Origin of the sequence: Catellatospora methionotrophica (assembly GCF_011297335.1) — a bacterium.
Classification (GTDB): Bacteria; Actinomycetota; Actinomycetes; order Mycobacteriales; family Micromonosporaceae; genus Catellatospora; species Catellatospora methionotrophica.
Genome location: NZ_JAAOTJ010000005.1, coordinates 55,804 through 78,840, shown reverse-complemented (window position 1 = coordinate 78,840; position 23,037 = coordinate 55,804). Strand labels below are relative to the sequence as shown.

The following is a 23,037-nucleotide window of genomic DNA, read 5'->3' as shown; positions in this document are numbered from 1 at the left end:
GGCAGTCACGGAATGTAGTCGTATAGTCGAGGGCACGACTTCACCCCCGGTGGGAGTCGCCTCACAGGCCGGTGTCTTTAGGGGGACAGCCATGCGCGGAGCGTTCGCCCTCGCGACCGTCATGATGCTGGGCGCAGCGTGCGCCCAGGCGACACAGGCCCCGGCCATCCCCGAGCAGGGGGCGGCCGTGAGCGCCACGCCGGTCGCCCAGGGTCCGGACATCGTCCACCTGCAGGGCGTACGCGACGTGCGGTTCGGCACCAAGCGCGCAGATCTCGAACCCCGCCTAGACAGGGCCCGCTCAGGCTGCAGCACGCAGGTCACCGGCATGCCGCAGGGCAACCTCGTCTTCGCCGCCGACGACCGGCTCGTGATGATGTGGTTCGACGCGCCGCTGCGCACCCCCGAGGGCGTGCACACCGGCAGTCCGCTGGCCGACGTGCGGGCCGCGTACCCGGACGCCGAGGTGCTGACCGCGCCCGCGGGCACCCACCGCTTCGACGGGCTGCTGGTCACCCGGGGCGATCGGGGCTACCTGTTCCTGCACGACGGCACCACCGTGCAGAAGGCCGTGGCGGGCTACGGGGAGTACCTGGGCCGGCTGTTCAATACCGGTTTCGGTAGCTGCTGAACCCTCGTGTAGAGTCTCCGGCGGTGGCGTGTCCGAGCGGCCTAAGGAGCACGCCTCGAAAGCGTGTGAGGGGGTAACTCCTCCGAGGGTTCAAATCCCTCCGCCACCGCCAACGGCGAAACGCCCGGCAGTCCTCACGGACTGCCGGGCGTTTCCCTTTGCCTACAAGGCTTCCCAGGTCTCCGGGTGCGGCTGGCGAACCTATGATGCGGCGCACCCGCTGACGAAGGAGCGCCGTGCTCGCGCAGGCCACCCCGACACAAAACCCCCTTCCCATCGCCCCGGCTCGCCGCCTGCACGGATACCAACTCGCCCTGCTCACGCTCACCGTGGTGGCGCAGCTACTGGTGGCAGGTACGACCGCCGTCCTGTACCGCCACGTTCAGGACCTGGTCGGCGAACTGCCGAAGACCGTGGTCGCGCCTGCCACGCTCGGCGGCCGGCCCCGGACGGACGGGACCACGACCGACGCGCTGATCGCCCAGGTGATGCGCGGGCAGCCCACGTGGCACGGCACAGCCGAGGTCAAGGCCTTCTACGGGAACCCGGAGGCCGGGTTGCTGCTGCATGCGGTGGCGGGCTCGTTCAACTGGAGCGCTGGTGAACTCGACTACCTGTTCTACGACCTGCGGGTCGGCGGGATCGCCGTGTACGACGTCGCCCCCGTGCCCGCCGGGCCGCTGGGCGGGCAGGCCTCATGCGGTCAGGTGAGCGACGGCACCACGATCGTCTGTGCCTGGGCCGACCCGGAAAGCCTCGGGACGATCGTCTGGTACGGCTCCTCCCTCGATGCGGCTCGGGCCGAGTTCATCGACCTGCGCGGCGAAGTCCAGGTGGTCAAGCCGATGTCCGAATGGTGAGCCGTCCTCCGGTTCCCGCTGCGGGGAGCTGATCTGCCGTCGGGGCCTCGCCACAGCGTGGGAAGATCGCCTTATGAGTACGCATATCGGCGCCAAGCCTGGTGAGATCGCGGACCGGGTCCTCATGCCGGGCGACCCGCTTCGGGCCAAATGGATCGCGGAGAACTACCTCGAGGACGCCAAGTGCTACTCGACGGTGCGCAACATGTTCGGTTTCACCGGCACCTACCAGGGCACCAGGGTCTCCGTGCAGGGCTCTGGGATGGGCATGCCCTCGGCCTCCATCTACGCCCACGAACTGATCAACGAGTACGGCGTGAAGACGCTGATCCGGGTCGGGTCCTGCGGGGCCCTGGCCGAGTCGCTGAACCTGCGCGACGTGGTCGCCGCGATCGGGTCGAGCACCGACTCGAACATGAACAGGATGCGTTTCGACGGTCTCATCGACTACGCGCCGGTGGCGGACTTCGGGCTGCTGCGCAAGGCCGTCGAGGTCGCCGAGCAGCGCGGGGTCACCATGCGCGTCGGTCCGATCCTGGCCGCGGACGCGTTCTACACCGACCGCCCCGACCTCTACGACACCCTCGCCGACTACGGCGTGCTCGCGGTGGAGATGGAGTCGGCGGCGCTTTACACGATCGCGGCCCGCTACCAGGCCCGCGCGCTGACCATCCTCACCGTCAGCGACCACATCAAGCGCGGCGAGGCCACCACGGCGCAGGAGCGGGAGCAGACGTTCTCGCAGATGGTCGAGATCGCTCTGGACACCGTCGTCGCCGCCTGATCCCACCCCGTACACGACGAGGCCCCCGGCCGCGGAGCGCTCCGCGGCCGGGGGCCTCGGCCCTGTTCAGATCCTGTGCTCGACGATCCTCATGTCGGGCGCCCGCAGCTCGGGCGAGTCGACGTACACCAGGTCGATCATCGGGTCGGTGAAGAAGACCAGCGGCGGCGTCAGCAGCGGCGGCTCGTCGGGCGTGTAGTCCACGTCCAGCACGCCGAGGGCCTTGCCCCGGAACCGGCTGGTGTAGAAGTACACCCGGTCGCCCGCCACCGTGAGCTTGGGCGTGGTGATGTCGGTGACCGCGCCGTCCTTGCCGTACACCCGCAGCCGGAAGTCGTTGGTGTCCGACTTGTCCATGGAGAAGCGGAGGGTCCGTACGGTCCCCCCGTCCTTCGTGGGCAGCTCGACGATCCCGTCGAACGCGAGCCCGTACATCGTCACCCGGCTGCCGGTCATCAGCCCCGGCCGCTCGGCGACCGCCTGCTGGCCCCGCGCCGCCTTGATGACCGGCGCGGGGGACGGGGTCGGGCTGCCGGACGGCTCCGGCGAGGACGGGCCGCCCGGCGACGCGCTGCCGGACGGTTCCGGCTTCGCCGACGCCGACGGCTTCGGCCCCCCGGTCGCCGACGGTTCCGGCTCCTCCGGGGTGGGGCACGGCTCCGGTGAGGCCGACGGCGACGGGCTCGGCGACGCCTGGTCGGCGCCGAGCAGGCCGCCGACCGCGTCGAGGATCCCGCCGACGACCTCGCGTACCGGCCCGGTCCGGGCCGCCGCGGTCTGCGTGCCGCAGTCCGCGGCGCGCGCGGGCTGCTGGGCCACGACCAGGCTGAGCGCGCTGGTCGCCAGCGTGGCCGCGACGATCACCATGGCGGCGTGACGCGGGCCGCCGCGGCGCTCGTCGGCGACCGTCTGGTCGTCGGCGGGCTGCCGCGGGCCGGGCACGCCGTCGCGCAGCGGGTTCACCGCGGGCGGCAGCGTGTCCGTCATCGGCCCGTCGAGCAGTCCGTCCATGTCCGCGTGGTGGTCGCCGTCGTCTCCGGACTCCGGCTCGCCGCCGTCCGCCGGGTCACCGGCGGCCGGGTTCCACGCGAAGATCAGGCCACCGCCGGCGATGCCGAGCAGCGTCCCGAGGAACCAGCCGCCGAGGTTGACGGCGAGCAGCGAGTAGATCGCGACGAACACGGCGATCAGCCCGTAGAACATCCGCTGTGCGGGCGTGAACCAGGCCAGCAGCCCGGCCAGCACCAGCATCAGCGGGATCAGCAGCGCCTGGAAGCCGTTGAGCCCGACGCTGAGGGTGGCCCCGTCGAGGGTCATCTTCGTGGTGGCGATGATCTCCACTCCGGCCAGTGCGGCCAGCAGACCACCCCAGAACGGCCGGCTGCGCCGCCAGGCGCTGAACCGTTGCCACAGGGTCACGGGTGCCTCCAAGAATCAGGATGACCGGGAACGTGCCTAGCCAACACGTCCCCGGTCAGCAGCTCAGCCAGCGAAGCAGCCCGTGCTGTCCATGGAGACCGTCAGCGACAGCCCGTTCAGCGCGAACGTGCCGGCCTGGGTCAGCCGGGCGATCTGCTTGACGCCCGCGATGTCGGCCTTGTCGGCTTCCTGGCCGAACAGACCGGCCTGGCCGTGGTACGCGCCGCCGGCGGTCAGCTCGGAGGCGTCCGCACCAATGTTGATGTTGGTGAAGACGGCGTCGCCCTCCAGGCTGTCCATGCCGATGAGCAGGTCCTTCGCCTTCACCGGCGCGCCGTCCTCACGGCCGGCCCGGATGAACAGCGTGACGTTGCCCAGGCCCGGGATCGGCGTGGTCACCGACTGGCACAGGTTGGTCAGCGTCGCGTCCTTGATCGCCGACATCGCCACCGGGTGCGGCGTGCCGTTCTTCTCCTGGACCACGCTGCCGTACTGGCTGAAGCCGTCGGCCACCAGCCGGTCCGCCGAGATCTTGGCGGTCTGCCCGGATACGTGGAAGGTGACCGGGACGGCGCCGTTGGCCACGCCGGCCATCAGGCCGGAGACCGCGATCGTCGCCGGGATGACGACGGCGGCGAAGCGCCGCCATCTGGTACGCCCCAGTACCAGATTGCCTTGCGAGTCCTTCACAGGTCCTCCTCGCGATGGGGTTCTACCCGCGGCACACCGCCTGCGGGGTCTGTCTTCGCCGTGCGCAGGGTGAGACCGCGCTCGGGGTGCCGACGATGTTTCCGCCTTATGACGCGGACCACAAGAGCCAAGCTACTGACCAGTAACAGCCGGTGGCCTGCAGGTGGGGCCACCGTCACGGAATGTCGTGAGGGCTCTCGCTTTTCTCCGGCGATGACCGCTTTACGGGGCCACCCTCATCACGCATCGTGGAGATTCAGCGATCAGTAACGGTTTTATAACGCCGATCTGGGCCACCGTTTCCCCTCGGCCGAATGGCCAGGTCCGGCAACCGTCCGGATCTCGTATAGACACCCGACCATACGGCCGAGTCAGCCGACCCGGCGACGTGGTGGAGGGCGCGGCGGCTCACACCAACCCGGATGCGTCCGCCGCGCCCGGCGTACCGCCTACGCGTCCCTCGCAGCAGTCGGCACACCATCGGTCTCTCCTTCCCGTGGGGTGCGAGCCATGGGTGGAGAGACCGCCATCACCATAAACGAGCTAGTTGACTATGTCTAGATATCCAGCTGAAGAGTTGATTCGGGGCGAGTGACGGTGATCTACTACTGAAGCGAGCCATGGGAGATGGTATGACCGCGAAGTACGAGCGGCTGGCTAACGCCATCCGCGAGAAGATCCGCTCGGGGGAGCTGAAGCCGGGCGACAAGCTGCCGTCCATCAGCCAGATCCGAGAGGAGTACCAGATCAGCTACGGTTCCGTCCGTGGCGCGATGCTGGTGCTCAAGGCTGAGGGCCTGATCGAGGGACGCCAAGGGGACGGGGTCTTCGTCAAGGACCCCAACCGCAAGGACTGACCCCTCCGCCACCTGCACGCCCGCGCCACCACCGGTGGTGCGGGCGCGGTGGCGTGTGCGCCGGATCGGCACGGCGTACGCCTGACCCGGGAAAACAAAACGCCCCCCTGAACATTGCTGCTCAGGGGGGCTTCTGTGCGCCCGAAGGGACTCGAACCCCTAACCTTCTGATCCGTAGTCAGATGCTCTATCCGTTGAGCTACGGGCGCTTGGTTGCGGGATCAGCATACACGGCCGGTTTCCCGGCCGATCACGTGGTCCTGCGCGGAGGCTCCGGGATTCGAACCCGGGAGGGGCTTTAAGACCCCAACCGCATTAGCAGTGCGGCGCCATAGACCGAACTAGGCGAAGCCTCCATGGCGGACCGCAGGTTTCCCTGTTGACCACCGACGCAGAAGAATACCGTGCCCCCACGGCCTTGAGCAAAACGGATACCGTGTCGCGCACGGGGACTTCCCCGCGCTGTGTTCATCCCCTCCTTCTCACCAGTCGAGGACCACATGCGCAGGACACCACTGCGCCGGCTCGGACTTGTGCTGCTTGCTGCGACGATCGCCATCACGGGGTTCTCCACGCCTGCCCACGCCGACCCGGACACCGGCACCATCGCCGGACATATCACCTCCAACGGCCAGCCCGTCGCCAACGCTCAGGTCACCGCGTACGGCGACGGAAGCTACGGCTACGGCTACACCGACGAGACCGGCGGGTACCAGATCGCCGACCTCGCGCCCGGCTCCTACGTCGTGCAGTTCCAGGCCACCGGTCACCCCGACCAGTACGCCCACGGCGCAAGCACCTGGGACACTGCGACCCCCATCCCGGTCACCGCCGGGACCGTCAGCACCGTCGACGAGGCGCTGCTGCCGATCGGCACCATCAGCGGCCGCCTGGTCGACGCCTCCGGCAACGGCGTCACCGCCCAGGTCAGCGCGTTGAACGAAGACGGCACCGCCGCCTGGACCTACACCGTGGACGGCAACTACGCCCTGGGTGTGCTCGCAGGTCGTTACCAGATCGAGTTCATCCTCGAGGGCGGCGACTCGCAGTGGGCCCACGGCGCGCGCGACGGCAGCACCGCCGCGTACTTCGACGTCGCCGTCGGCCAGACGGTGACCGTGAACGACACCCTGCTGCCGATCGGCACCGTCACCGGCCACATCACCAACGCCGACGGCGGTCCCGCCGCCGGTGTCAGCGTCGACCTGATGAGCCTCGACGGCCTGTCCGGCGCGTCCGGCTACACCGACGCCGACGGCGCGTACCGCATCGAGGGCGTGTTCGTGGACCAGTGGCGTCTGCGGCTGCGCCGCGAGTCCGGCCTCGAGCAGTGGTACCCGAACGTCTGGCAGGAGAGCGCCGCGGGCACCGTCGCGGTGACGGCCGGCGGCGTGCGCACCGTCGACCAGCAGCTGCTGCCGACCGGCGCCATGAGCGGGCACTTCACCGCGACCGGGGGCGCCGGACTGGCCGACGTGCAGGTCAGCCTGCAGTACGCCGACGGCGAGAACATCAACATGTGGACCTACACCGCGGCGGACGGCGGCTACAGCTTCCCCGAGCTGCCGGTCGCCCAGTACGTGGTGCGGTTCGACGACTACCAGAGCGTCGACCAGTGGGCCCGTGGCAAGACCACCTTCGCCGCGGCGGACCGGGTCACCGTCACCGCCGGGCAGACCGCGGTGGTCGACGACACCAAGCTGGCCACCGGCGAGCTGCGGGTGATCGCGAAGAACGCCTTCACCGGCGCGACGATCAACGAGTTCAGCGTGCAGGTGGGCATGCGCTACGAGTACACCGAGAACGGCGTGCTCACCGTCGCCGACCTGCGGGCCGGTGACTACACGATGGAGGCGTACACGCAGGGCTACAGCTCGGCGACGGTCCCGGTGACCGTGACCGGGGGCGACACCACCACGATCACGGTCTCACTGACCCCGCAGGCGAAGCTCGTCACCAAGGTCGTGGACAAGGCGACCGGCGCGCCGCTCGCGGGCGTCTGCGTGATCGGCATGCTGCCGTCGAACCCGGTCATGCCGGACGGCTGCGGCCAGCCCACCGGCCCCGACGGCAAGGTCACCCTGTTCACCGACCCGGGCAAGGTGCAACTGTTCGCGTTCCCGTCCCAGGCACCGGGCTACGGCGCGCAGTGGCTCGGCGCCAACGGCGGCACCGGCCTGCAGGGCCAGGCGCGTGACTTCACCATGACCGCCGGGCAGACCGTCACGGCGCCGACGATCCGGATGGACAAGGCGGGCACCATCACCGGCAAGGTGACCACCAAGACCGGTGGCATCGAGTTCGGCTCGGTGCGGGTCCTCGACGAGTCGTTCAACGTGGGCGGCGGGCTCGGCGCGGCCGAGATCGCCGCGGACGGCCGGTACACGATCGACTTCCTGGGGCCGTACCAGTGGCCGCTGCTGTTCAAGGCCAAGGACCACGCTCCGCAGTGGAGCGGCGGCACCGGCAACCGGTACATCTCCGAGCGCGTCACGGTGACGGCCGGTCAGACGACCACGTACGACTACAAGATGACCCGGGGCAACCTGATCACCGTGAAGATCCCGGGTGACCTCGGCAACGGGTTCGTCGTGGTGGAGAACGCCACGACCGGCGACATCTCCGGCGCGGGCTGGACCGAGCAGGACTTCGCGCACGGTGCGACGTTCCGGGTGCTCGGACCGCAGACGGTGAAGATCCGCTGGATCGGCGAGGGCGACTGGCAGTGGTACGGCGGAGCCGACCGGGCGCACGCGACGATCGTGTCGGTTCCCGCGGGCGGCAACACGGTGTTCGTGCTCAGCTGAGCGAAGCACCTGCACGAGGGCGGGGCCGGGACGTCTGACGTCCCGGCCCCGCTGCCGTCGTCATCGGGTGAGCAGCCGCCCGGCCAGCGCCGCGAGCAGCGCCGCGCCCGCCATCAGCACGGTGAAGCAGACCCAGGCCACGGGCCACGGGTTGGCGTCCGGAGCACGGTGCGTCAGGTAGGACACCAGCAGCAGCGCCGACGGCAGACCCGCCGCCAGCGGCATCGCCTGCCACGGCGGCACCCCGCACCGGCCCAGCCACAGCCCGAGCGCGAGCAGCACCAGCCCGAACACGATCACGGCCCAGGTGCGCACCGGCGTGGTCTCGATCAGCTCGCCGGGATGTTCCGGCCGGTTGCGCAGGTCCCACGGGATCAGCAGCAGGTAGGCCGCGCCGGACAGCACCGGGGCGAGCACGGTCGCGAGAGTCCGCATACCTTCATGCTTACCCGGCGGCGGTCGTGTTCGCTCAGATCCAGTCGAGCTGATCGGCGAGCAGCGCGTATCCGACGAAGGCGACGATGTCGAGCAGCGAGTGCGCGACGATCAGCGGCCCGGTGCGCCGATAGCGCAGGAAGAACAGGGCGAACACCACGCCCATCACCGCGTTGCCGACGAAGCCGCCGAAGCCCTGGTAGAGGTGGTACGCGCCGCGCAGCAGCGCGCTGGCCGCGATGACCGCGGGCACTCCCCAGGACAGCTGGCGCAGCCGGGTCATCAGGTAGCCGACGACGACCACCTCCTCCAGGATCGCGTTCTGCACCGCCGACAGCAGCAGCACCGGCAGCGCCCACCACACGTGGCCCAGGCCCTCGGCGACGACCGTGGTGTTCAGGCCCAGCTCGCGGGCGGCCACGTAGAGGGCCAGCCCGGGGATGCCGATCGCGGCGGCCAGCAGTGCCCCGGTCCCGGCGTCGAACCCCCGGCGGGTGCCGTCGAGCCCGAGCAGCCCGCGGGCGCCGAACCGGCCACCCCAGCCCGGACCGCGGTTGAGCAGGTGGACCGCGAACAGGGCCGGGACCAGCGCGAAGAAGATCCCGGCGAGCTGGAAGGCAAGGTCCAGCCAGGGCCGGTCCGGGGTGCGGGCGACGTTGAGCTCGGACGCCTGCTGGTTCAGCGGGGCCGGGCGGGTCAGCTTGTCGACCAGCGACAGCGCCGACCACACCGCGGAGTGCCCGAGCGACACGCCGAGCAGCAACCAGACCTCGTTGCGCAGGACCGGGCGGGTGGGGGTGGAGATCCCCCGGACGAGCTCTTCAGCAGCCATGACACAAGAGGGTCGCACAGTCTGTGCGACGGCCGAACGCGCAGCGTTGACATCGTTATGAACGTGAGCGACCTTCAGCGGCTGTTGAAAGAGAGCTGGACACTTGTCGAGGAGCAGCAGGACAAAGTGGCCGGCTATTTCTACGCGCGGATCTTCCTCAATAATCCGGGCGTGCGGGACATGTTCCCGGTGACCATGGACGTGCAGCGGGCCCGCCTGCTGGGGGCGATCGTCAGCGCCGTGCAGTCCGTCGACGATCCGGACCGCTTCGACGAGTACCTGCGCTCGCTCGGCCGGGACCACCGCAAGTTCCAGGTGGTGCCGGAGCACTACGAGGTGGTCGGCGCGGCGCTGCTGGAGGCCATGCGCACCTTCGCCGGACCGGAGTGGTCGTACGAGTACGACCAGGCCTGGCGGGACGCGTACGACGTCATCGCCCGCAAGATGCTCGCCGGCGCCTCCGCCGACAGCAACCCGGCGTGGTGGCACGCGGAGGTGATCTCGCACGAGCGCCGTTCGAGCGACATCGCGATGCTGACCGTGCGCCCGTTCCAGCAGCTGGAGTACCGCTCCGGGCAGTACCTGTCGGTCGAGGTGCCCAAGTTCCACCCGCGGGTGTGGCGCACCTACTCGGTCGCCAACGCGCCGCGCACCGACAACACGATGGACTTCCACGTCCGGGCGCTGGGCGCGGGCTGGGTCTCCGGTGCGCTGGTGCGCCGGGTGCAGGCGGGCGACCTGCTGCGGCTGGCCGCCCCGATGGGCACCATGGTGCTGGACCGCCGCTCCACTCGCGACATCGTCTTCGTCGCCGGCGGCACCGGACTGTCCCCCATCAAGGCGCTGCTGGAGGACCTGACCACGTTCAACCGGACCCGCTGGGTGCACGTCTTCTTCGGCGCGCGCAACCGGGACGACCTGTACGACCTGGCGTCCCTGCAGGAGCTGGCGGCGGCGTACCCGTGGCTGTCGATCGTGCCGGTGTGCAGCGACGACCCGGGCTGGGGCGGCGAGGAGGGCTCGGTCACCGACACGCTGTCGCGGTTCGGGCCGTGGATGGAGCACGACTTCTTCGTGTCCGGGTCGCCGATGATGGTCCGCACCACGCTGCGCACCCTGTCGCAGCTGAAGGTGCCGCAGACCCGCATCCGGTACGACGCCTTCAGCGAGCACTGAGCCGCCCGTCCCCGAACACGGGTGAGGCCCGCCGGTCCGGCGGGCCTCTTCGTGTCTCTCAGCGGGCTGCGACGGCCGGTGGAGCTGAGGTCAGGGCGCGGAAGCGCCACTGCAGTTGGAACCGCGCGTTCAGGGACGGGTCCTCGGTGCGCCAGGTGAACACGGCGCGGTCGCCCTCCAGCTCGCGCACTATCGGCGTACGCAGCGGGGCCTCCTCGGCCGCCATCGACGTCTCGACGCCCCACACCTGCGGGTCGAGCATCGCCGGGAACCGCATCTGCACCACCAGCCGCCGGGTGGGCAGCCGGACGGCCCGCTCGAACCAGGTGCCCCACTTGAGCTCGTCGACGCGGTAGCGGTACTCCACCGTGGTCCGCTCGCCAGGATAGAGCGGGAAACGGCCGTCGGCGTTCTCGAACAGCAGCCAGATCTCCTTGAACGCGTCACGGTCCTGCTTGGCCCGCCACACCATGGGCTCGGCCGCGCCGGGCTCGCCGCAGAACGCGACCAGGTTCAGCTCGTCGAGCCCCAGCGGATAGGCCCGGTGGTGGGCGTTGGAGCGCTGCGGCTGGCCGGGGTAGCGGTCCACGGCGACCCGGATCAGGTAGCGCGTCACCGGCTCGTTGCCCGCGTTGTAGAGGGCCCGGCGCACGATGACCTGGTAGTCGCCGTCCAGGTAGGTCAGCTGGGCTTCCTCCAGCTCGACGACCAGGCCCGTGCCGGGTGGCAGCCACTGGGTGGGCACGGCCGGTTCCCTGGTGAGCAGGGTGGCCGGGCCGCGGGCCTGCCGCGCCTCCTCGTACTCCTGAAAGCGCCGCCAGATCGCGCCGCCGGCGTTGAGCACTGCTTCGGCCCGGCGGGCGAAGTCCTCGGTCGGCCGATGTCTTCGGCCCTCGATGTGGCTGATGTACGAGGGGTCGAACCCCATCCTGCTGGCGAGCTGCTTCTTGGTCATGCCGCGATCGATCCGCCACCGGCCGAGCTCGGCGGCGAACGCCTCGACGGCACGTTCCACCGGCGAAACGCTCATGACCCTGCCCCGCTCCGCTCGGTCATGCCACACCTCGCCCCCTCCTCCGCTCGTCGTGAATCCTCATTCTTCGCGGCCTGGCGACCAGACAATGGGAACTGCTGATTACCTGACAAAAACCTTGACAGGCGATCAAGGGGCCAGGCGGTGCTGGAGTCCACATAACAGCCGCAGAAGTGACACACGGTGAGTAAAGTGACTCTGGTCTGGTTAGGCTAGCCTTATCGGGGTACAGTGAGCTCAACCCCGTCTTGGCTGGTGCTTGTGCAGGAGAGGAACGGTGAGGGACGAGTGCGTACGCTGACGCCTCTGATCCTTACCGACGCGCTGCGCCCCCTCACGGTGACGCTCAGTACAGTTCGCCGTCGCCGAGGGTTCTCGGCGGTGCACGGACTGGCCGATCCGTTGCTGGTCACCGACGACGAGGGCTGGACTCCGGCCACCCGGTTGCTCGACGGCTCGGCGCTGCCCGCCTTGTTCGACACCGCCGTCCAGCGCTGGGGTGCCGCCCCGCACGCCGCGGCGACCCTTGCCTGGAAGTCGTACACCTACTGGGTCGCCATGCCGGCGGTGCTCAGCTGGGCAGCCGCCCGCCGGGTGCCCATCATCGACACGGACAGCACGCTGCTGCGCTTCGGCGGCGACGAGCCCGGCGCCGCCCTGGTGCAGGTCGGCCTGCGCGCGCCCCACGTCGCGGTGCTGCCCGACGACCCGCTGGCGCACGCCGGGGTCCCCGGCATCACCGTCGTCGCCGACGAGACGCTGCTGCTCAAGACGCTGCGCACCAGCCTGCTCGACCAGCACCTCGACCCGCTGTCCGAGCGCATCCGCGCCGAGGTCAAGGTCGGCCGGCGCACCCTGCTCGGCTCCGTCGCCTCCGGCATCGCGTACGCGGTGCTGCGCAGCGCGCCCGCCCTGCCGGGTTCGACCGCCGCGAGCACCGCACACCAGCTTCTCGACGCGCTGGACCTCGCGGATCTGGTCGACATCGACACGAGCACCGGCGGCGAGCCCCAGGTCCACCGGCGCACCTGCTGCCTGGCCTTCACGCTGCCGCAGCCGAAGGTCTGCTCCGGCTGCTGCCTGCGCTGACCTCCGTCGCCGCGCCGCTCCCCGGTGAGGAACACCGTTTCACGATCGGGATTTCATCGTGGGCATCGATCACTGGGCCGCTCTTCATATCCTATGTAGATGAACGGCGTGAGCTGCGTGTGCATGTCCCACACCGGGAATTCACTCCTCGACCGAAGGAGTGACGGACGCTATCGCCGATTCTCAGGACTCGATATGTTGACATCTCCCTATCACTCCCAGTTATGGAGGTGTCACGATGCGCAAGATTGGCATCGGCAAGCGGCTCGCGGTCATCGGCGCGGCCACCATCGCGTTCGCCGGAGCCTCGGCCGTCACGGCCAGCCCCGCCCAGGCCGCACCGTCGGACTGCGCAAACTACCTGGCCGCGCGGGGCTACGGCGGCGTCGAGTACGGGCTCGCCTGCACCCTGGGCAGCCTGCTGCCCACGCTCTGCACCACGAAGCTCACCCTGCTGGCGGTCCCGTCGGCGACGGCGGACGCGGCCTGCCGGCTCGCGGACGACTGATCCGCCGCGAAACGGGTGCGGCCCTCGAACATCCTGGGTCCGAGGGCCGCACCTCCTCAATGTAAGGGGCGTGGCCACCCGGTGGAGACCTGCGTTTCACGGAGCTTCACCCGGGCGGGCAGGTACACGTCAAGGGGCCGGTAGGAAGCTTCCTACCGGCCCCCTGACCGCTGTGCTAGCGATCAATCCGCGGAGGGTAAGGGATTCGAACCCTTGAAGACATCGCTGCCTTAGTGGTTTTCAAGACCACGTGCAGACTAGCCGTGAGCTGTGACGACGTCGATCACCTACGGAATCTCTCCGTGCATTCTCCGGAGCACTCCTCCGGGCAGGCCGCCGAACCGCACTTCGGTCTAGCCATCACTAACCAAGTTGATTAAGCTATACAAGGTTTGTCGCCTTCAGGGCGGTACCAAGATGGCTGAAACAATAGGGGGTCGGGGCCAAAAGTTGATCTCGAACTGCTCGCCTCTCTTATGTTTCAGCCATCACCTCTCCCACCTACCTGCCGCCGTCCGCAGCGTCCGCAGTGATGAGGCTCGCGAAGCGAGTCGTTCTAGCTCTTCATTCCCGCCGCTCGGCGCTGACGATCAGCCCGCTGAGCGGTGACAGCGGTGACATGGTGACAATCGCCCCGCTGCCACCCCGCCGCCGCAGGTCAGTACCGCTAAATCGCTGTCACCGCGCTGCGGTGACAAGCGGTGACAATGGTGACAGCAAAGATCGTCTTTGCCGATGCCTGCCGCTTTCAACGTGTCGCAGCGGGACCGGCGTCATGAAGTCACCGGCGCGACTTAGCCTGGGCATACACCCCCAGAACTGCCAGAACAGTGATTAACGACTCCAGCTGCTCTGCAGCATCAGGGTATTGCGCCCTGAACGGCAACCAGTACATAGCAATGATCAATGCCGCTGCCGGAAGGGCGATCAGCTTCTGACGCGGCTCAAGCATGAAGGTACCCAAGTCTCGAAGATGGCCTTTCCACACCTCCAAGAGCTCCATGTGGCCGCCTTGCGCGGCCAGATCTCCAGGCAATGCCCGGATTAGGTCCTCCAGTGCTGGCACGTGCACGGCAGTGAGGGATGCAGCGCCCGACGCCTGGGACGACAGCTCTCCGCTCGATGTGTATTCGATTGAGATAGACCACGGGTTCGTCGCCACCCGCGAAAGCTGCGCCTGGCCCGCAGCCTGGGCCAACGATGCTGACGCGAACCGCTCCAGCTGCGCGAACGCCGAGCCCGTCGCCACCCGCGAAAGCTGCGCCTGGCCCGCAGCCTGGGCCAACGATGCTGACGCGAACCGCTCCAGCTGCTTGTGCTTCGCCGCGACCTTGGCCAGCGAGGAGGTTGTCACCTGGCTTGTGGGAGTGACCCGCTTGCGAATTGATGTCGACGATCTGACGGACGGGGCAGCTTTCAGGTCGCCTGGCTGCGCGTCAGAAGCGTTAGTGCTGGTCACGTACACCCTCGATCCATCCCATAAGTGGACGGCGGCCTAGCGCGGAGTCTGGCATAGACGGCCTTTCCAACCATTATCGCTGACGCCTACTAGCCGATCGAGGCGGAACGGTCGATGTCTACTCAGTGTCAAGGCCAATGCCCCCTCATCAGGGATCCAAGAGGGCTGGGAACTCACGACAGCCAGCAGGTCTTGCCAATGTCCACGGTGCCCTTTACCCATTGCGACTCATTCGGCCCAAGTCGGCCTCGCCGCTTGCTCGATGCGGAGCTACCCAACGGTAACGTCTCTTCGAGATGGTAGTTCTGGACCTTGCTAGCGTGGTTTCAGGCCTGGGGAGCCGCACCGACTAGGGGGAATTATGCTGCGTCGCTTTCAGTACCGCGACGATGCAACCATCGACGATTACCTGGGGGCGCTCGAACTCGGCATTTTGGAAGACGAGACGCGCACGGAGGAGCGCCAGCGTGGACTGTCCGGGGAGGGTGGCGTATTCGGCACCAAGCTGGGTGGTGAGCGCAGTACCACGAGGGGTGTCGAAAGCAACGTCCGACAGAACGCCGCATCCAAGGTCGAAAAACTGTTCAGACTCCTTCGCTCCAGCGATCCGCGAGAGATCTGGGACCTCGACGGCCTGACCGATGACGATTGGGCCTGTCTCGACAAGGGCTCGCTCATCAACCTTTCGGTCGACATCACTGTTCCTACCGTCTCCCGCGCACTTGCGGCGGCAAAGGATCTGGGTCCACTGGTCACGCTGATGCAGGCCTTCACGGACTCGGTCGAGGACGAGACGGCTCAGCAGATGCAGAGACTGTCGCAGTACGGAGCCGACGGGGGGAGCGACCGGTATTCAGTTGTGGCGGCCGCCGAAGGTAACCCCAAGTACAAGTTTCTATGCAGACTCGGCAAGACGGGACTCCTCGTTCCCCTGGAGCACCTAGAAGGCACATTCCAACTGTTCGGCCAGATCGAAGACTTCCTGGCGGCAGGGCAGCGGGAATTGGCTGTCGACATTTCCGGCATGGGCTTCATGAACCGCGAACAGCGCCGCAAGGCCAGCAAGAAGGCGGACGACTCCACGCATGACCACTTCATCGTGGGACCGGGAGCCATCGTTCACGTGATCGCGCTCTACAAGTAGACACTCCTGCAATTCCGTCCGCCGTCGGCCCACGCGTAGTGGACGCGGTTCTGGCTCTGGTCAAGATGGTTCCCAACTGGAGCAACAACCTTGACCAGGTAGCCGGTTCCGCGAAGGCATTGCCTGGCCGGCGGCGGGCGGGACGGCACCACCGCGATGAAACGGTGATCTCACTGGCCGTAAGAACCGCGATGGGCGATACGTCCACGTCGAGACGGCCTGTAAGCGCGTGCGCAGCGGCAGCAGGGTTGGCAGCCGCGATCCAGTACCTGCCAGGAATGTTGCGAGCCGCCTCTTCGGCGCGCTTCATCGGGATCAGGGCCTCCGCCTTCTCCGGAGTGCCCATGAGGTGCCGGTCAACCTCTTCGCGCTCGTGCCGAGCGGTCTGCTCAGTGCTGACGTACGGTCGTTGGCAAACCGTATTCTTCTCGCACTAAGACAGCGAGGACCAGCGGATACGAATCGATGATTAAAAAAATGAGCTGCCATCGCCTTGGACCGGATCGACGGTTCAACTTGTCGGCAGCTTCCCGGAGCCTCTAGCGGAGGCTTCCTCGGGATTCTCGAGCAAGCGACTTAGGGTTGCGTCAATGATACTGCCTAGGGCTTGGCTTCGCTCTTCGGCATCGAGTTGGTGAGCAATACGCTCGGCTGTCAGGATGTAGCTCTGCACCTGCGGTTCACGGAAGTAATAAGTCATTTGCTCCATTGCGCGGTACTGCACCGCAATATACGTTCGGGAAATGTAGCCGCCGACCAGGGTGCCCACCCCGGCGAGGGTCGCTGTTGCAATCTTTGCTGCAGGATCCGTAATGAAGTATGCACATGCTCCACCAATGACCAGCAGGACGAGGCCCGCCCCCATGGCGACCTGGCTAGCGCGATACGAAGTGGCGGCCTGGCTGCGTGCGATAGATGCATACGCTTCCATTTGACGCTGATTTGCGTTCAGCAACCCGACGGTATCGCTCCCGCCTGTCACATCGCGGATAGCTTGACCGGCGGCGGATATGGCGTCCGACTCGATCTTCTCATAGAACGCCACGCGCGCCATGGCATCCGACCAGGTGGCGGTCATTGCCAAAGCCAGTCCGACAAACCCGGCTCCGACACAGATAGCGATCCAAGAAGTTGATGACACGTCGAGGGCTATTGTTTGCCGAAGAGAGTAAGCCATTCCCGCAAGACACAAGATGCCAGTACCAAGGCGAACCCCGAATCTAGCCTTTTCCTTGGCAGCCAAATATCGGGGGTCTTTCATAAGATCAGTGCGATCATAGGCGGCATGGCTGCGGCGGTTTGCTTCGTTTCTAGCCTCGGCTTCTTTGACCTCGTCATGGTAATTTGAAACCGAATCGGGTAGCCTTTGGGCCGTCGTCATGTAGAGGAGCCTCGGCCCACGGCCCGGCGAGTACAAGTAACCAGGCGGCCATTCGTCTGTCGGATCGCTGACGGCAACTAAGTCACGAGATCGTGCTCCGGTCCTCGACCTTGATCAGGTCGCATTTTGATGGTTACAGCTACGGCGTGACACCAGGCCTCGCTGAATAACCTCAGCAGAACGAGCCCACAGTCGGCACGCCTACGCCACACGCCGCAGCCGTGAACACAACGAGGCCGCCAATGGCGGCCCCGATGCGTGGCTTTGAAGTTGTAGTGATCTCCATACCCAGGATCCAAGATCAGTGGATCAAGCCCATTGCATCGACGAGCAGTGCCATCCCATCTGGGCCTGCGACGATTACCGCAGCACCAGCGCTCCGCAGCACTTCACTCTTGCCCTGCTTGTTGGCGAATCCGATACCTAAGACGCCGGTTGCGACCGACACCTCCATGTCGGTACGTGAGTCACCCACGAGCACAGCAGCGCTGGCAGGTTCGCCGAGCTTGTCCAGGGCACTCATCACGGACCATGGGTGCGGTTTCATGAGATCTGGACGAGCGCGCGCTCGGCCGACTATCGGCCCGACTGCGACCCTGATGCCGCGCTTCATCAGGTATGCCTCTATCGCCTCTTCCGATGCTGACAATTGCGATCGATGTCGACCTGAGCGGGGGAGAGCTACGAGTCCGACGCAGCCGCCTGCGGCCGACCTACGCCCACGGTTGCGGCGACACCTGTGGACGTAAGCCCGGCTACTGCCCGCAGAAGCAGCAGACCAACGCAGCCACGGACAAGACCAAGTCCCGCGCTGGCCGCCGCCGTGTCGGCCTGCCCGCAGAGCTGGTCGAGCTACTGGGGGCGCACCGCGACGAGCAGGAAAAGGAGCGAGTTACGGCCGCTCAGCTTTGGGCTGAGGGCGGCTGGGTGTTCGCGAGCCCGACCGGTGGGCCGCTAAGCCCGAATACGGACTACCGGGAGTGGAAACGGCTGCTGGCCGCTGCAGGCCTGCGCGATGGCCGGTTGCATGACGCACGTCACACGGCCGCCACTGTGCTGCTGGTGTTGGGAGTCCAGCAGCGGGCCGTGATGGGGCTCATGGGTTGGTCGAGTGCGGGCATGGCTGCCCGTTACCAGCACCTCACGGACTCCATCCGGAAGGACGTGGCGAAGCAGGTCGGGGGAGTGATCTGGAAGCGGACGAAGAAGGAAAAGAAGCGCAAGAAGCGCGACAAGGACGACGGAGCCAGTGGTGTCCCGGCCCTGGTCTAGAGCCTGACTGAGACCAGAACTGAGACCAGAGACGACAAGAGGGCCAGCCCGGTTCGGGCTGGCCCTCTTGTCGTTGCAGCTCGTGAGAGCGGAGGATACGAGATTCGAACTCGTGAGGGTTTTATCCCAACACGCTTTCCAAGCGTGCGCCCTAGGCCTCTAGGCGAATCCTCCGTCGAGAAGGATACATACCGGGGCCGGGGTCGGCACGTGCACCCCCACCGGGTACAGTTTGCATCGCCCCCGTGCGGCGGCACCCTGTGAACCTCCCCAGGGCCGGAAGGCAGCAAGGATAAGCAGGCAATACCGGGTGCACGGGGGCCCTTTCATGCCCACGCCCCGCCGTGCGGCGCTCCGCACTCCATGATCGATTTTCGTGACGGTGGCGGGGACTAGGCTGAGGGCGACATCCGTGAGTGGTAGGGGAGTGCGGCGATGCGGCCCGGTGGACAGCCGAACATGCAGCAGCTGATGAAGCAGGCGCAGAAGATGCAGGCGCAGCTGGCCTCGGCGCAGGCGGCGCTGGCGGACGCCGAGATCACCGGCACGGCCGGGGGTGGCCTGGTCACCGTGAAGATGACCGGTTCCGGGGAGTTCCGCAGCATCTCCATCGACCCGAAGGCGGTCGACCCCGAGGACGTGGAGACGCTGGAGGACCTGGTGTCCGCCGCGTTCACCAACGCCGCCGACGAGGTGCGCAAGCTCACCGAGCAGAAGATGGGTCCGCTGTCCGCCGGTCTCGGCGGCATGGGCCTGCCCTTCTAGGCCCGGCCGACCGTGTACGAAGGCGCGATCCAGGACCTCATCGACGAGCTCGGCCGGCTTCCCGGAGTGGGGCCCAAGAGCGCCCAGCGCATCGCGTTCCATGTGCTGTCGGCCGATCCGACCGACATCAAGCGGCTGGCCGCCGCGCTCTCCCGGGTGAAGGAGCAGGTGCGCTTCTGCGTGCTCTGCTTCAACGTCGCCGAGGAGGAGCAGTGCCGCATCTGCCGCGATCCGCGGCGGCGTGACGACGCGCTGTGCGTGGTCGAGGAGCCCAAGGACGTCGTAGCGATCGAGCGGACCAACGAGTTCCGCGGCCGCTACCACGTGCTCGGCGGGGCGATCAATCCACTGGAGGGCATCGGGCCCGACCACCTGCGCATTCGTGAGCTGATGGCCCGGCTCGCGTCGGGACAGGTGACCGAGCTGATCCTCGCCACGGACCCGAACACCGAGGGCGAGGCGACCGCGACGTATCTCGCCCTGCTGGTCAAGCCGATGGGCATCACGGTGTCCCGGCTGGCGAGCGGCCTGCCCGTCGGCGGCGACCTCGAGTACGCCGATGAGATCACTCTCGGTCGCGCTTTTGAGGGCCGACGGACCCTCTGAGCGGCCTGGCGATACCGCAAAGATTCGCATAGCTTGATATCTTCTTGGCTTTTACCTGCGATTTTCTTCGTACCAGGCGTCCTATTTTTATAACGCCCTCATCACGGACCGGCCTGAACTTGGTTACGGGCACCCTGTGAGCTTGACGCCGGGCGAACTTGCGAAGAATGCTCTGATCATGCGGTGGCGTGCACCACACTCCACCGCTGTCGCCCTGTCATCCGACCGCCCCCACGGTGGACAGAGGGTCGGGCGGCGCGAATCACGCAGGTAACAACCGAGCGGATGTCGCGCGCGGCGCACCGCCACCCGCCCGTCCGGGCGTGACGGTGCGACGTCGTCGCCTCCGCAGGGAGGCAGCCGGTATATGGCCACGCGAACCGACACCTCGGCCCCCGAGGCGACCAAGGTGCCTGCGAAGGCGATCGAGGGGCGCTCCCTCGGCCGGATCGCCTGGACGCGCCTCAAGCGCGACAAGGCGGCGATGGCCGGCGGCATAACGGTGATCCTGCTGATCTTCATGGCGGTCTTCGCCCCGTTGATCGTCGGCTGGTTCGGCCACCCCCCGAACGAGTTCCACCAGGACAACGCGCTGCTCGCGGCCGAACTGGGCGGCCTGCCCCGCGGCGACTTCCTGTTCTTCGAGAACAGCGGCATCAGCGGCGACTTCCTGTTCGGCCTGGAGCCGCAGAACGGCCGCGACCTGTTCAGCGAGGTCGTCTACGGGGCGCGCGTCTCGCTGCTGATCGCCTTCCTGGCCACCCTGGTGTCGGTGCTGATCGGCTCGACCATGGGCGTCATCGCCGGCTTCTTCGGCGGCATCGTGGACACCGTCATCAGCTTCCTGATGAACGTCTTCCTGGCGTTCCCCCTGCTGCTGTTCGCGATCGCGCTGGTCGGCGTACTGCCCGACAAGGCCTTCGGGCTGTCCGGCAACTCCCTGCGCATCGCCCTGCTGATCTTCATCATCGGCTTCTTCAACTGGCCGTACATCGCGCGCATCGTGCGGGGCCAGACGCTGTCGCTGCGTGAGCGCGAGTTCGTCGACGCCGCCCGCAGCCTGGGCGCGCGCGGGCCGTACATCATCGTCAAGGAGATGCTGCCGAACCTGGTGGCGCCCATCCTGGTCTACGCCACCCTGCTGATCCCGACGAACATCCTGTTCGAGGCGGCGCTGTCGTTCCTCGGCGTCGGCGTGCAGCGGCAGGTCGTCGGCGAGCCCGGGGTCACCTGGGGCGGTCTGCTCTCGGACGCGGCGCGCAACTCGGTGGTCCACTTCATGTTCTTCCCCGGCATGGCGATCTTCATCACCGTGCTGGCCTTCAACCTCTTCGGCGACGGACTCCGCGACGCGCTCGATCCCAAGAGCAAGCGCTGACCCGAGCCAACGCAACACCACCCACAGCGCGGTTCGAGACACGGACCGCTCCCCCCAGGGAGGAAGTTAGTGAGAAACAAGGGAAGGGTGCTGGCGGCGGCCTCGGCCGTCTTCGCACTCGCGGTGACCGCAGCCTGCGGCTCCGGCGATGACACTCCGAAGACCCAGGAGGTGAAGCCGGAGTTCAACGCCGCGCTCACCTCGGTGTTCAACCCGTCTGACAAGCCGGGTGGCACGCTCAAGATGGCCATCTCGTCGGACTGGGACTCTGTCGACCCCGGCGACACCTACTACGGCCTCTCCTGGAACCTGGTCCGCCTCTACGGCCGGTCGCTGGTCATGTTCAAGCCGGTTCCCGGGTCGGGCAGCTCCGAGCTGGTCCCGGACCTCGCCGACAGCCTGGGCGTGCCCAGCGACGGCGGCAAGACCTGGACGTACAAGCTGCGCGCCGGCGTCAAGTTCGAGGACGGCACGCCGATCACGTCGAAGGACGTGAAGTACGGCGTCATGCGGTCGATGGACAAGGAGGTGCTGGTCAACGGCTACACCTACTTCAACGACACGCTGGCGCTCGAGGCCGACTACAAGGGCCCGTTCAAGGACAAGGCCGCCGACACCAAGGCGATCGAGACCCCGGACGACCAGACCATCGTCTTCCACCTGAAGCAGGCCTTCGGCGGCTTCGACTACTTCGCGATGCTGCCGGCCACGGTGCCGGTGCCGGCCGCGAAGGACACCGGTGTGAAGTACAAGGAGCACGTCGTGGCCTCCGGCCCGTACATGTTCGACACGTACGAGGCGGGCAAGGGCTTCACGCTCAAGCGCAACCCGAACTGGGACAAGGCGACCGACCCGAACCGCAAGGCGCTGCCGGACGCGTACGACGTCAAGATCGGCCTGAACGCCGACGACATCGACAACCAGCTGATCTCGGGTGACCTGCACGTCGACATCGCGGGCACCGGCGTGCAGCCGGCCGCGCTGCCGAAGGTGCTGCAGAACAACGACATCAAGGCGTACGCCGACAACCCGGCCGTCGCTCGCCTGTGGTACACGTCGATCAACCCCAAGGTCGCTCCCTTCGACAAGAAGGAGTGCCGCGAGGCCGTCATGTACGCGATGGACCGCACGTCGTACCAGGCCGCTTTCGGTGGCGAGTTCGCCGGTGGCCAGATCGCGACGAGCATCATGCCGCCCCAGATCCCGGGCTACGCGCCGACGGACATCTACCCGGCGGGTGCGGACAAGAAGGGCGACCTGGACAAGGCGAAGGCCGCACTGCAGGCCTGTGGCAAGCCGGACGGCTTCGACGTGACGATGGGCTTCCGGGCCGAGCGTCCCAAGGAGAAGGCGACCGCCGAGGCGTTCCAGCAGGCGCTGGCCCGCGTGGGCATCAAGGTCACCCTGAAGGGCTTCCCGACCGGCGACTACTTCTCGCTGTACGCGGGCAAGCCGTCCTACCGCAACAGCCCGTCCACCGGCCTCGGTCTGATGACCAACGGCTGGGGCGCGGACTGGAACGACGGCTTCGGCTTCCTGTCGCAGATCGTGGACAGCCGGGTCATCCGTGACTCGGGCGGTTCGTCCAACCTCTCCGTCATGCTCCCCGAGGTCGACGCCCTGATCGACCAGGCGGTTGCCGAGACCGACGTCAAGAAGCGCGAAGCGCTCTGGGCCCAGGTCGACAAGCGCGTCATGGAAGAGGCGGTCATCCTGCCGGGTGTCTGGGCCAAGGCTCTGACGCTGCGCGGCAAGGGCGCGACCAACGTCTTCGTCAACGAGGCGTTCGGCCAGTACGACTACCTCTCCATGGGTGTGGCGCAGTAAGCAGCACACCTGCTCCAACCCACCTGGCAATCATCAAAGGTAGGTGAAGGCGCAGGGTGGCCGGTCCGGCCGGGCTCGAATGCC

20 protein-coding genes, 5 tRNA genes, 1 other RNA gene and 2 pseudogenes are annotated in these 23,037 nt (G+C 67.2%); 16 read left to right on the top strand and 12 right to left on the bottom strand.

The annotated features are described in order from the left end of the window. The first annotated feature begins 91 nt into the window (after positions 1 to 91). The 4 genes from HAV40_RS14835 (at position 92) to deoD (ending at position 2,275) form a co-directional block, all read left to right on the top strand. Entirely contained in the window at positions 92 to 631 is a 540-nt protein-coding gene (locus tag HAV40_RS14835; protein WP_166381562.1) for a hypothetical protein, read from the top strand. 22 nt (positions 632 to 653) lie between these two features. After that, positions 654 to 743: transfer RNA gene (locus HAV40_RS14830), tRNA-Ser, on the top strand. Positions 744 to 867: 124 nt separating this feature from the next. Beyond that, the gene (locus tag HAV40_RS14825) at positions 868 to 1,491 is read left to right on the top strand and encodes a hypothetical protein (RefSeq protein WP_166381561.1); all 624 of its coding nucleotides are present in this window, start codon (positions 868 to 870) and stop codon (positions 1,489 to 1,491) included. Positions 1,492 to 1,564: 73 nt separating this feature from the next. Further along, positions 1,565 to 2,275 (top strand): purine-nucleoside phosphorylase, encoded by a 711-nt coding sequence (gene deoD, locus HAV40_RS14820; protein WP_166381560.1) that lies wholly within the window; start codon positions 1,565 to 1,567, stop codon positions 2,273 to 2,275. A gap of 66 nt (positions 2,276 to 2,341) precedes the next feature. On the opposite strand, the gene HAV40_RS14815 is transcribed toward deoD, so the two are convergent. After that, positions 2,342 to 3,694 (bottom strand): DUF6114 domain-containing protein, encoded by a 1,353-nt coding sequence (locus HAV40_RS14815; RefSeq protein ID WP_166381559.1) that lies wholly within the window; start codon positions 3,692 to 3,694, stop codon positions 2,342 to 2,344. A 63-nt stretch (positions 3,695 to 3,757) separates the two neighbouring features. Further along, positions 3,758 to 4,384: a DUF6230 family protein gene (locus HAV40_RS14810; protein WP_203671221.1), complete on the bottom strand. Its 627-nt coding sequence runs from the start codon at positions 4,382 to 4,384 to the stop codon at positions 3,758 to 3,760. Positions 4,385 to 5,016: 632 nt separating this feature from the next. Here HAV40_RS14810 and HAV40_RS14805 point away from each other — a divergent pair. Next, positions 5,017 to 5,241 (top strand): winged helix-turn-helix domain-containing protein, encoded by a 225-nt coding sequence (locus HAV40_RS14805; protein ID WP_144119775.1) that lies wholly within the window; start codon positions 5,017 to 5,019, stop codon positions 5,239 to 5,241. 136 nt (positions 5,242 to 5,377) lie between these two features. Here the strand turns inward: HAV40_RS14805 and HAV40_RS14800 are convergent. Beyond that, a tRNA-Arg gene (locus HAV40_RS14800) sits at positions 5,378 to 5,450 on the bottom strand. A 56-nt stretch (positions 5,451 to 5,506) separates the two neighbouring features. Next, positions 5,507 to 5,597: transfer RNA gene (locus tag HAV40_RS14795), tRNA-Ser, on the bottom strand. Positions 5,598 to 5,741: 144 nt separating this feature from the next. On the opposite strand from HAV40_RS14795, the gene HAV40_RS14790 reads away from it, so the two are divergent. After that, positions 5,742 to 8,048, top strand: a complete 2,307-nt coding sequence (locus HAV40_RS14790) for an MSCRAMM family protein (protein WP_166381558.1) — start codon at positions 5,742 to 5,744, stop codon at positions 8,046 to 8,048. Between the two features lie 60 nt (positions 8,049 to 8,108). On the opposite strand, the gene HAV40_RS14785 is transcribed toward HAV40_RS14790, so the two are convergent. Beyond that, a complete protein-coding gene (locus HAV40_RS14785) occupies positions 8,109 to 8,483 on the bottom strand; it encodes a hypothetical protein (RefSeq protein ID WP_166381557.1) in 375 nt (124 codons plus the stop codon). 34 nt (positions 8,484 to 8,517) lie between these two features. Then, entirely contained in the window at positions 8,518 to 9,315 is a 798-nt protein-coding gene (locus HAV40_RS14780; RefSeq protein ID WP_166381556.1) for a CPBP family intramembrane glutamic endopeptidase, read from the bottom strand. Positions 9,316 to 9,378: 63 nt separating this feature from the next. On the opposite strand from HAV40_RS14780, the gene HAV40_RS14775 reads away from it, so the two are divergent. Beyond that, on the top strand, positions 9,379 to 10,491 hold the full coding sequence (locus HAV40_RS14775) for a globin domain-containing protein (RefSeq protein WP_166381555.1): 1,113 nt from the start codon (positions 9,379 to 9,381) through the stop codon (positions 10,489 to 10,491). Positions 10,492 to 10,567: 76 nt separating this feature from the next. Here HAV40_RS14775 and HAV40_RS14770 read toward each other — a convergent pair. Beyond that, positions 10,568 to 11,521: pseudogene (locus tag HAV40_RS14770) on the bottom strand (helix-turn-helix domain-containing protein); the annotation flags it as partial. Positions 11,522 to 11,830: 309 nt separating this feature from the next. Here HAV40_RS14770 and HAV40_RS14765 point away from each other — a divergent pair. Together HAV40_RS14765 and HAV40_RS14760 are read left to right on the top strand one after the other, a co-directional pair. Further along, on the top strand, positions 11,831 to 12,613 hold the full coding sequence (locus tag HAV40_RS14765; protein ID WP_166381975.1) for a (2Fe-2S)-binding protein: 783 nt from the start codon (positions 11,831 to 11,833) through the stop codon (positions 12,611 to 12,613). A gap of 238 nt (positions 12,614 to 12,851) precedes the next feature. Beyond that, positions 12,852 to 13,121: a hypothetical protein gene (locus HAV40_RS14760; RefSeq protein WP_166381553.1), complete on the top strand. Its 270-nt coding sequence runs from the start codon at positions 12,852 to 12,854 to the stop codon at positions 13,119 to 13,121. Positions 13,122 to 13,311: 190 nt separating this feature from the next. Here the strand turns inward: HAV40_RS14760 and HAV40_RS14755 are convergent. Both HAV40_RS14755 and HAV40_RS14750 read right to left on the bottom strand, forming a co-directional pair. Further along, a tRNA-OTHER gene (locus HAV40_RS14755) sits at positions 13,312 to 13,423 on the bottom strand. 479 nt (positions 13,424 to 13,902) lie between these two features. Further along, a complete protein-coding gene (locus tag HAV40_RS14750; RefSeq protein WP_166381552.1) occupies positions 13,903 to 14,586 on the bottom strand; it encodes a hypothetical protein in 684 nt (227 codons plus the stop codon). 355 nt (positions 14,587 to 14,941) lie between these two features. On the opposite strand from HAV40_RS14750, the gene HAV40_RS14745 reads away from it, so the two are divergent. Beyond that, positions 14,942 to 15,724, top strand: a complete 783-nt coding sequence (locus HAV40_RS14745) for a DUF6414 family protein (protein ID WP_166381551.1) — start codon at positions 14,942 to 14,944, stop codon at positions 15,722 to 15,724. 511 nt (positions 15,725 to 16,235) lie between these two features. On the opposite strand, the gene HAV40_RS14740 is transcribed toward HAV40_RS14745, so the two are convergent. Both HAV40_RS14740 and HAV40_RS14735 read right to left on the bottom strand, forming a co-directional pair. After that, positions 16,236 to 17,105, bottom strand: a complete 870-nt coding sequence (locus tag HAV40_RS14740) for a TRADD-N-associated membrane domain-containing protein (protein ID WP_166381550.1) — start codon at positions 17,103 to 17,105, stop codon at positions 16,236 to 16,238. Between the two features lie 301 nt (positions 17,106 to 17,406). Then, a complete protein-coding gene (locus HAV40_RS14735) occupies positions 17,407 to 17,652 on the bottom strand; it encodes an HAD family hydrolase (protein ID WP_338076417.1) in 246 nt (81 codons plus the stop codon). Between the two features lie 110 nt (positions 17,653 to 17,762). On the opposite strand from HAV40_RS14735, the pseudogene HAV40_RS14730 reads away from it, so the two are divergent. Continuing rightward, positions 17,763 to 18,377: pseudogene (locus tag HAV40_RS14730) on the top strand (tyrosine-type recombinase/integrase); the annotation flags it as partial. Positions 18,378 to 18,466: 89 nt separating this feature from the next. On the opposite strand, the gene HAV40_RS14725 reads toward HAV40_RS14730, so the two are convergent. Continuing rightward, positions 18,467 to 18,551: transfer RNA gene (locus tag HAV40_RS14725), tRNA-Ser, on the bottom strand. Between the two features lie 62 nt (positions 18,552 to 18,613). On the opposite strand from HAV40_RS14725, the gene ffs reads away from it, so the two are divergent. From ffs to HAV40_RS14700, 5 genes are all read left to right on the top strand, one after another. Continuing rightward, positions 18,614 to 18,705, top strand: an RNA gene (ffs, locus tag HAV40_RS14720) — signal recognition particle sRNA small type. A gap of 131 nt (positions 18,706 to 18,836) precedes the next feature. Then, the gene (locus tag HAV40_RS14715) at positions 18,837 to 19,142 is read left to right on the top strand and encodes a YbaB/EbfC family nucleoid-associated protein (RefSeq protein WP_239086158.1); all 306 of its coding nucleotides are present in this window, start codon (positions 18,837 to 18,839) and stop codon (positions 19,140 to 19,142) included. A gap of 12 nt (positions 19,143 to 19,154) precedes the next feature. Further along, positions 19,155 to 19,748: a recombination mediator RecR gene (gene recR, locus HAV40_RS14710; RefSeq protein ID WP_166381546.1), complete on the top strand. Its 594-nt coding sequence runs from the start codon at positions 19,155 to 19,157 to the stop codon at positions 19,746 to 19,748. 367 nt (positions 19,749 to 20,115) lie between these two features. Then, the gene (locus tag HAV40_RS14705) at positions 20,116 to 21,126 is read left to right on the top strand and encodes an ABC transporter permease (protein WP_166381545.1); all 1,011 of its coding nucleotides are present in this window, start codon (positions 20,116 to 20,118) and stop codon (positions 21,124 to 21,126) included. A gap of 69 nt (positions 21,127 to 21,195) precedes the next feature. Further along, entirely contained in the window at positions 21,196 to 22,953 is a 1,758-nt protein-coding gene (locus HAV40_RS14700; RefSeq protein WP_166381544.1) for an ABC transporter substrate-binding protein, read from the top strand. The last annotated feature ends 84 nt before the right edge of the window (positions 22,954 to 23,037 follow it).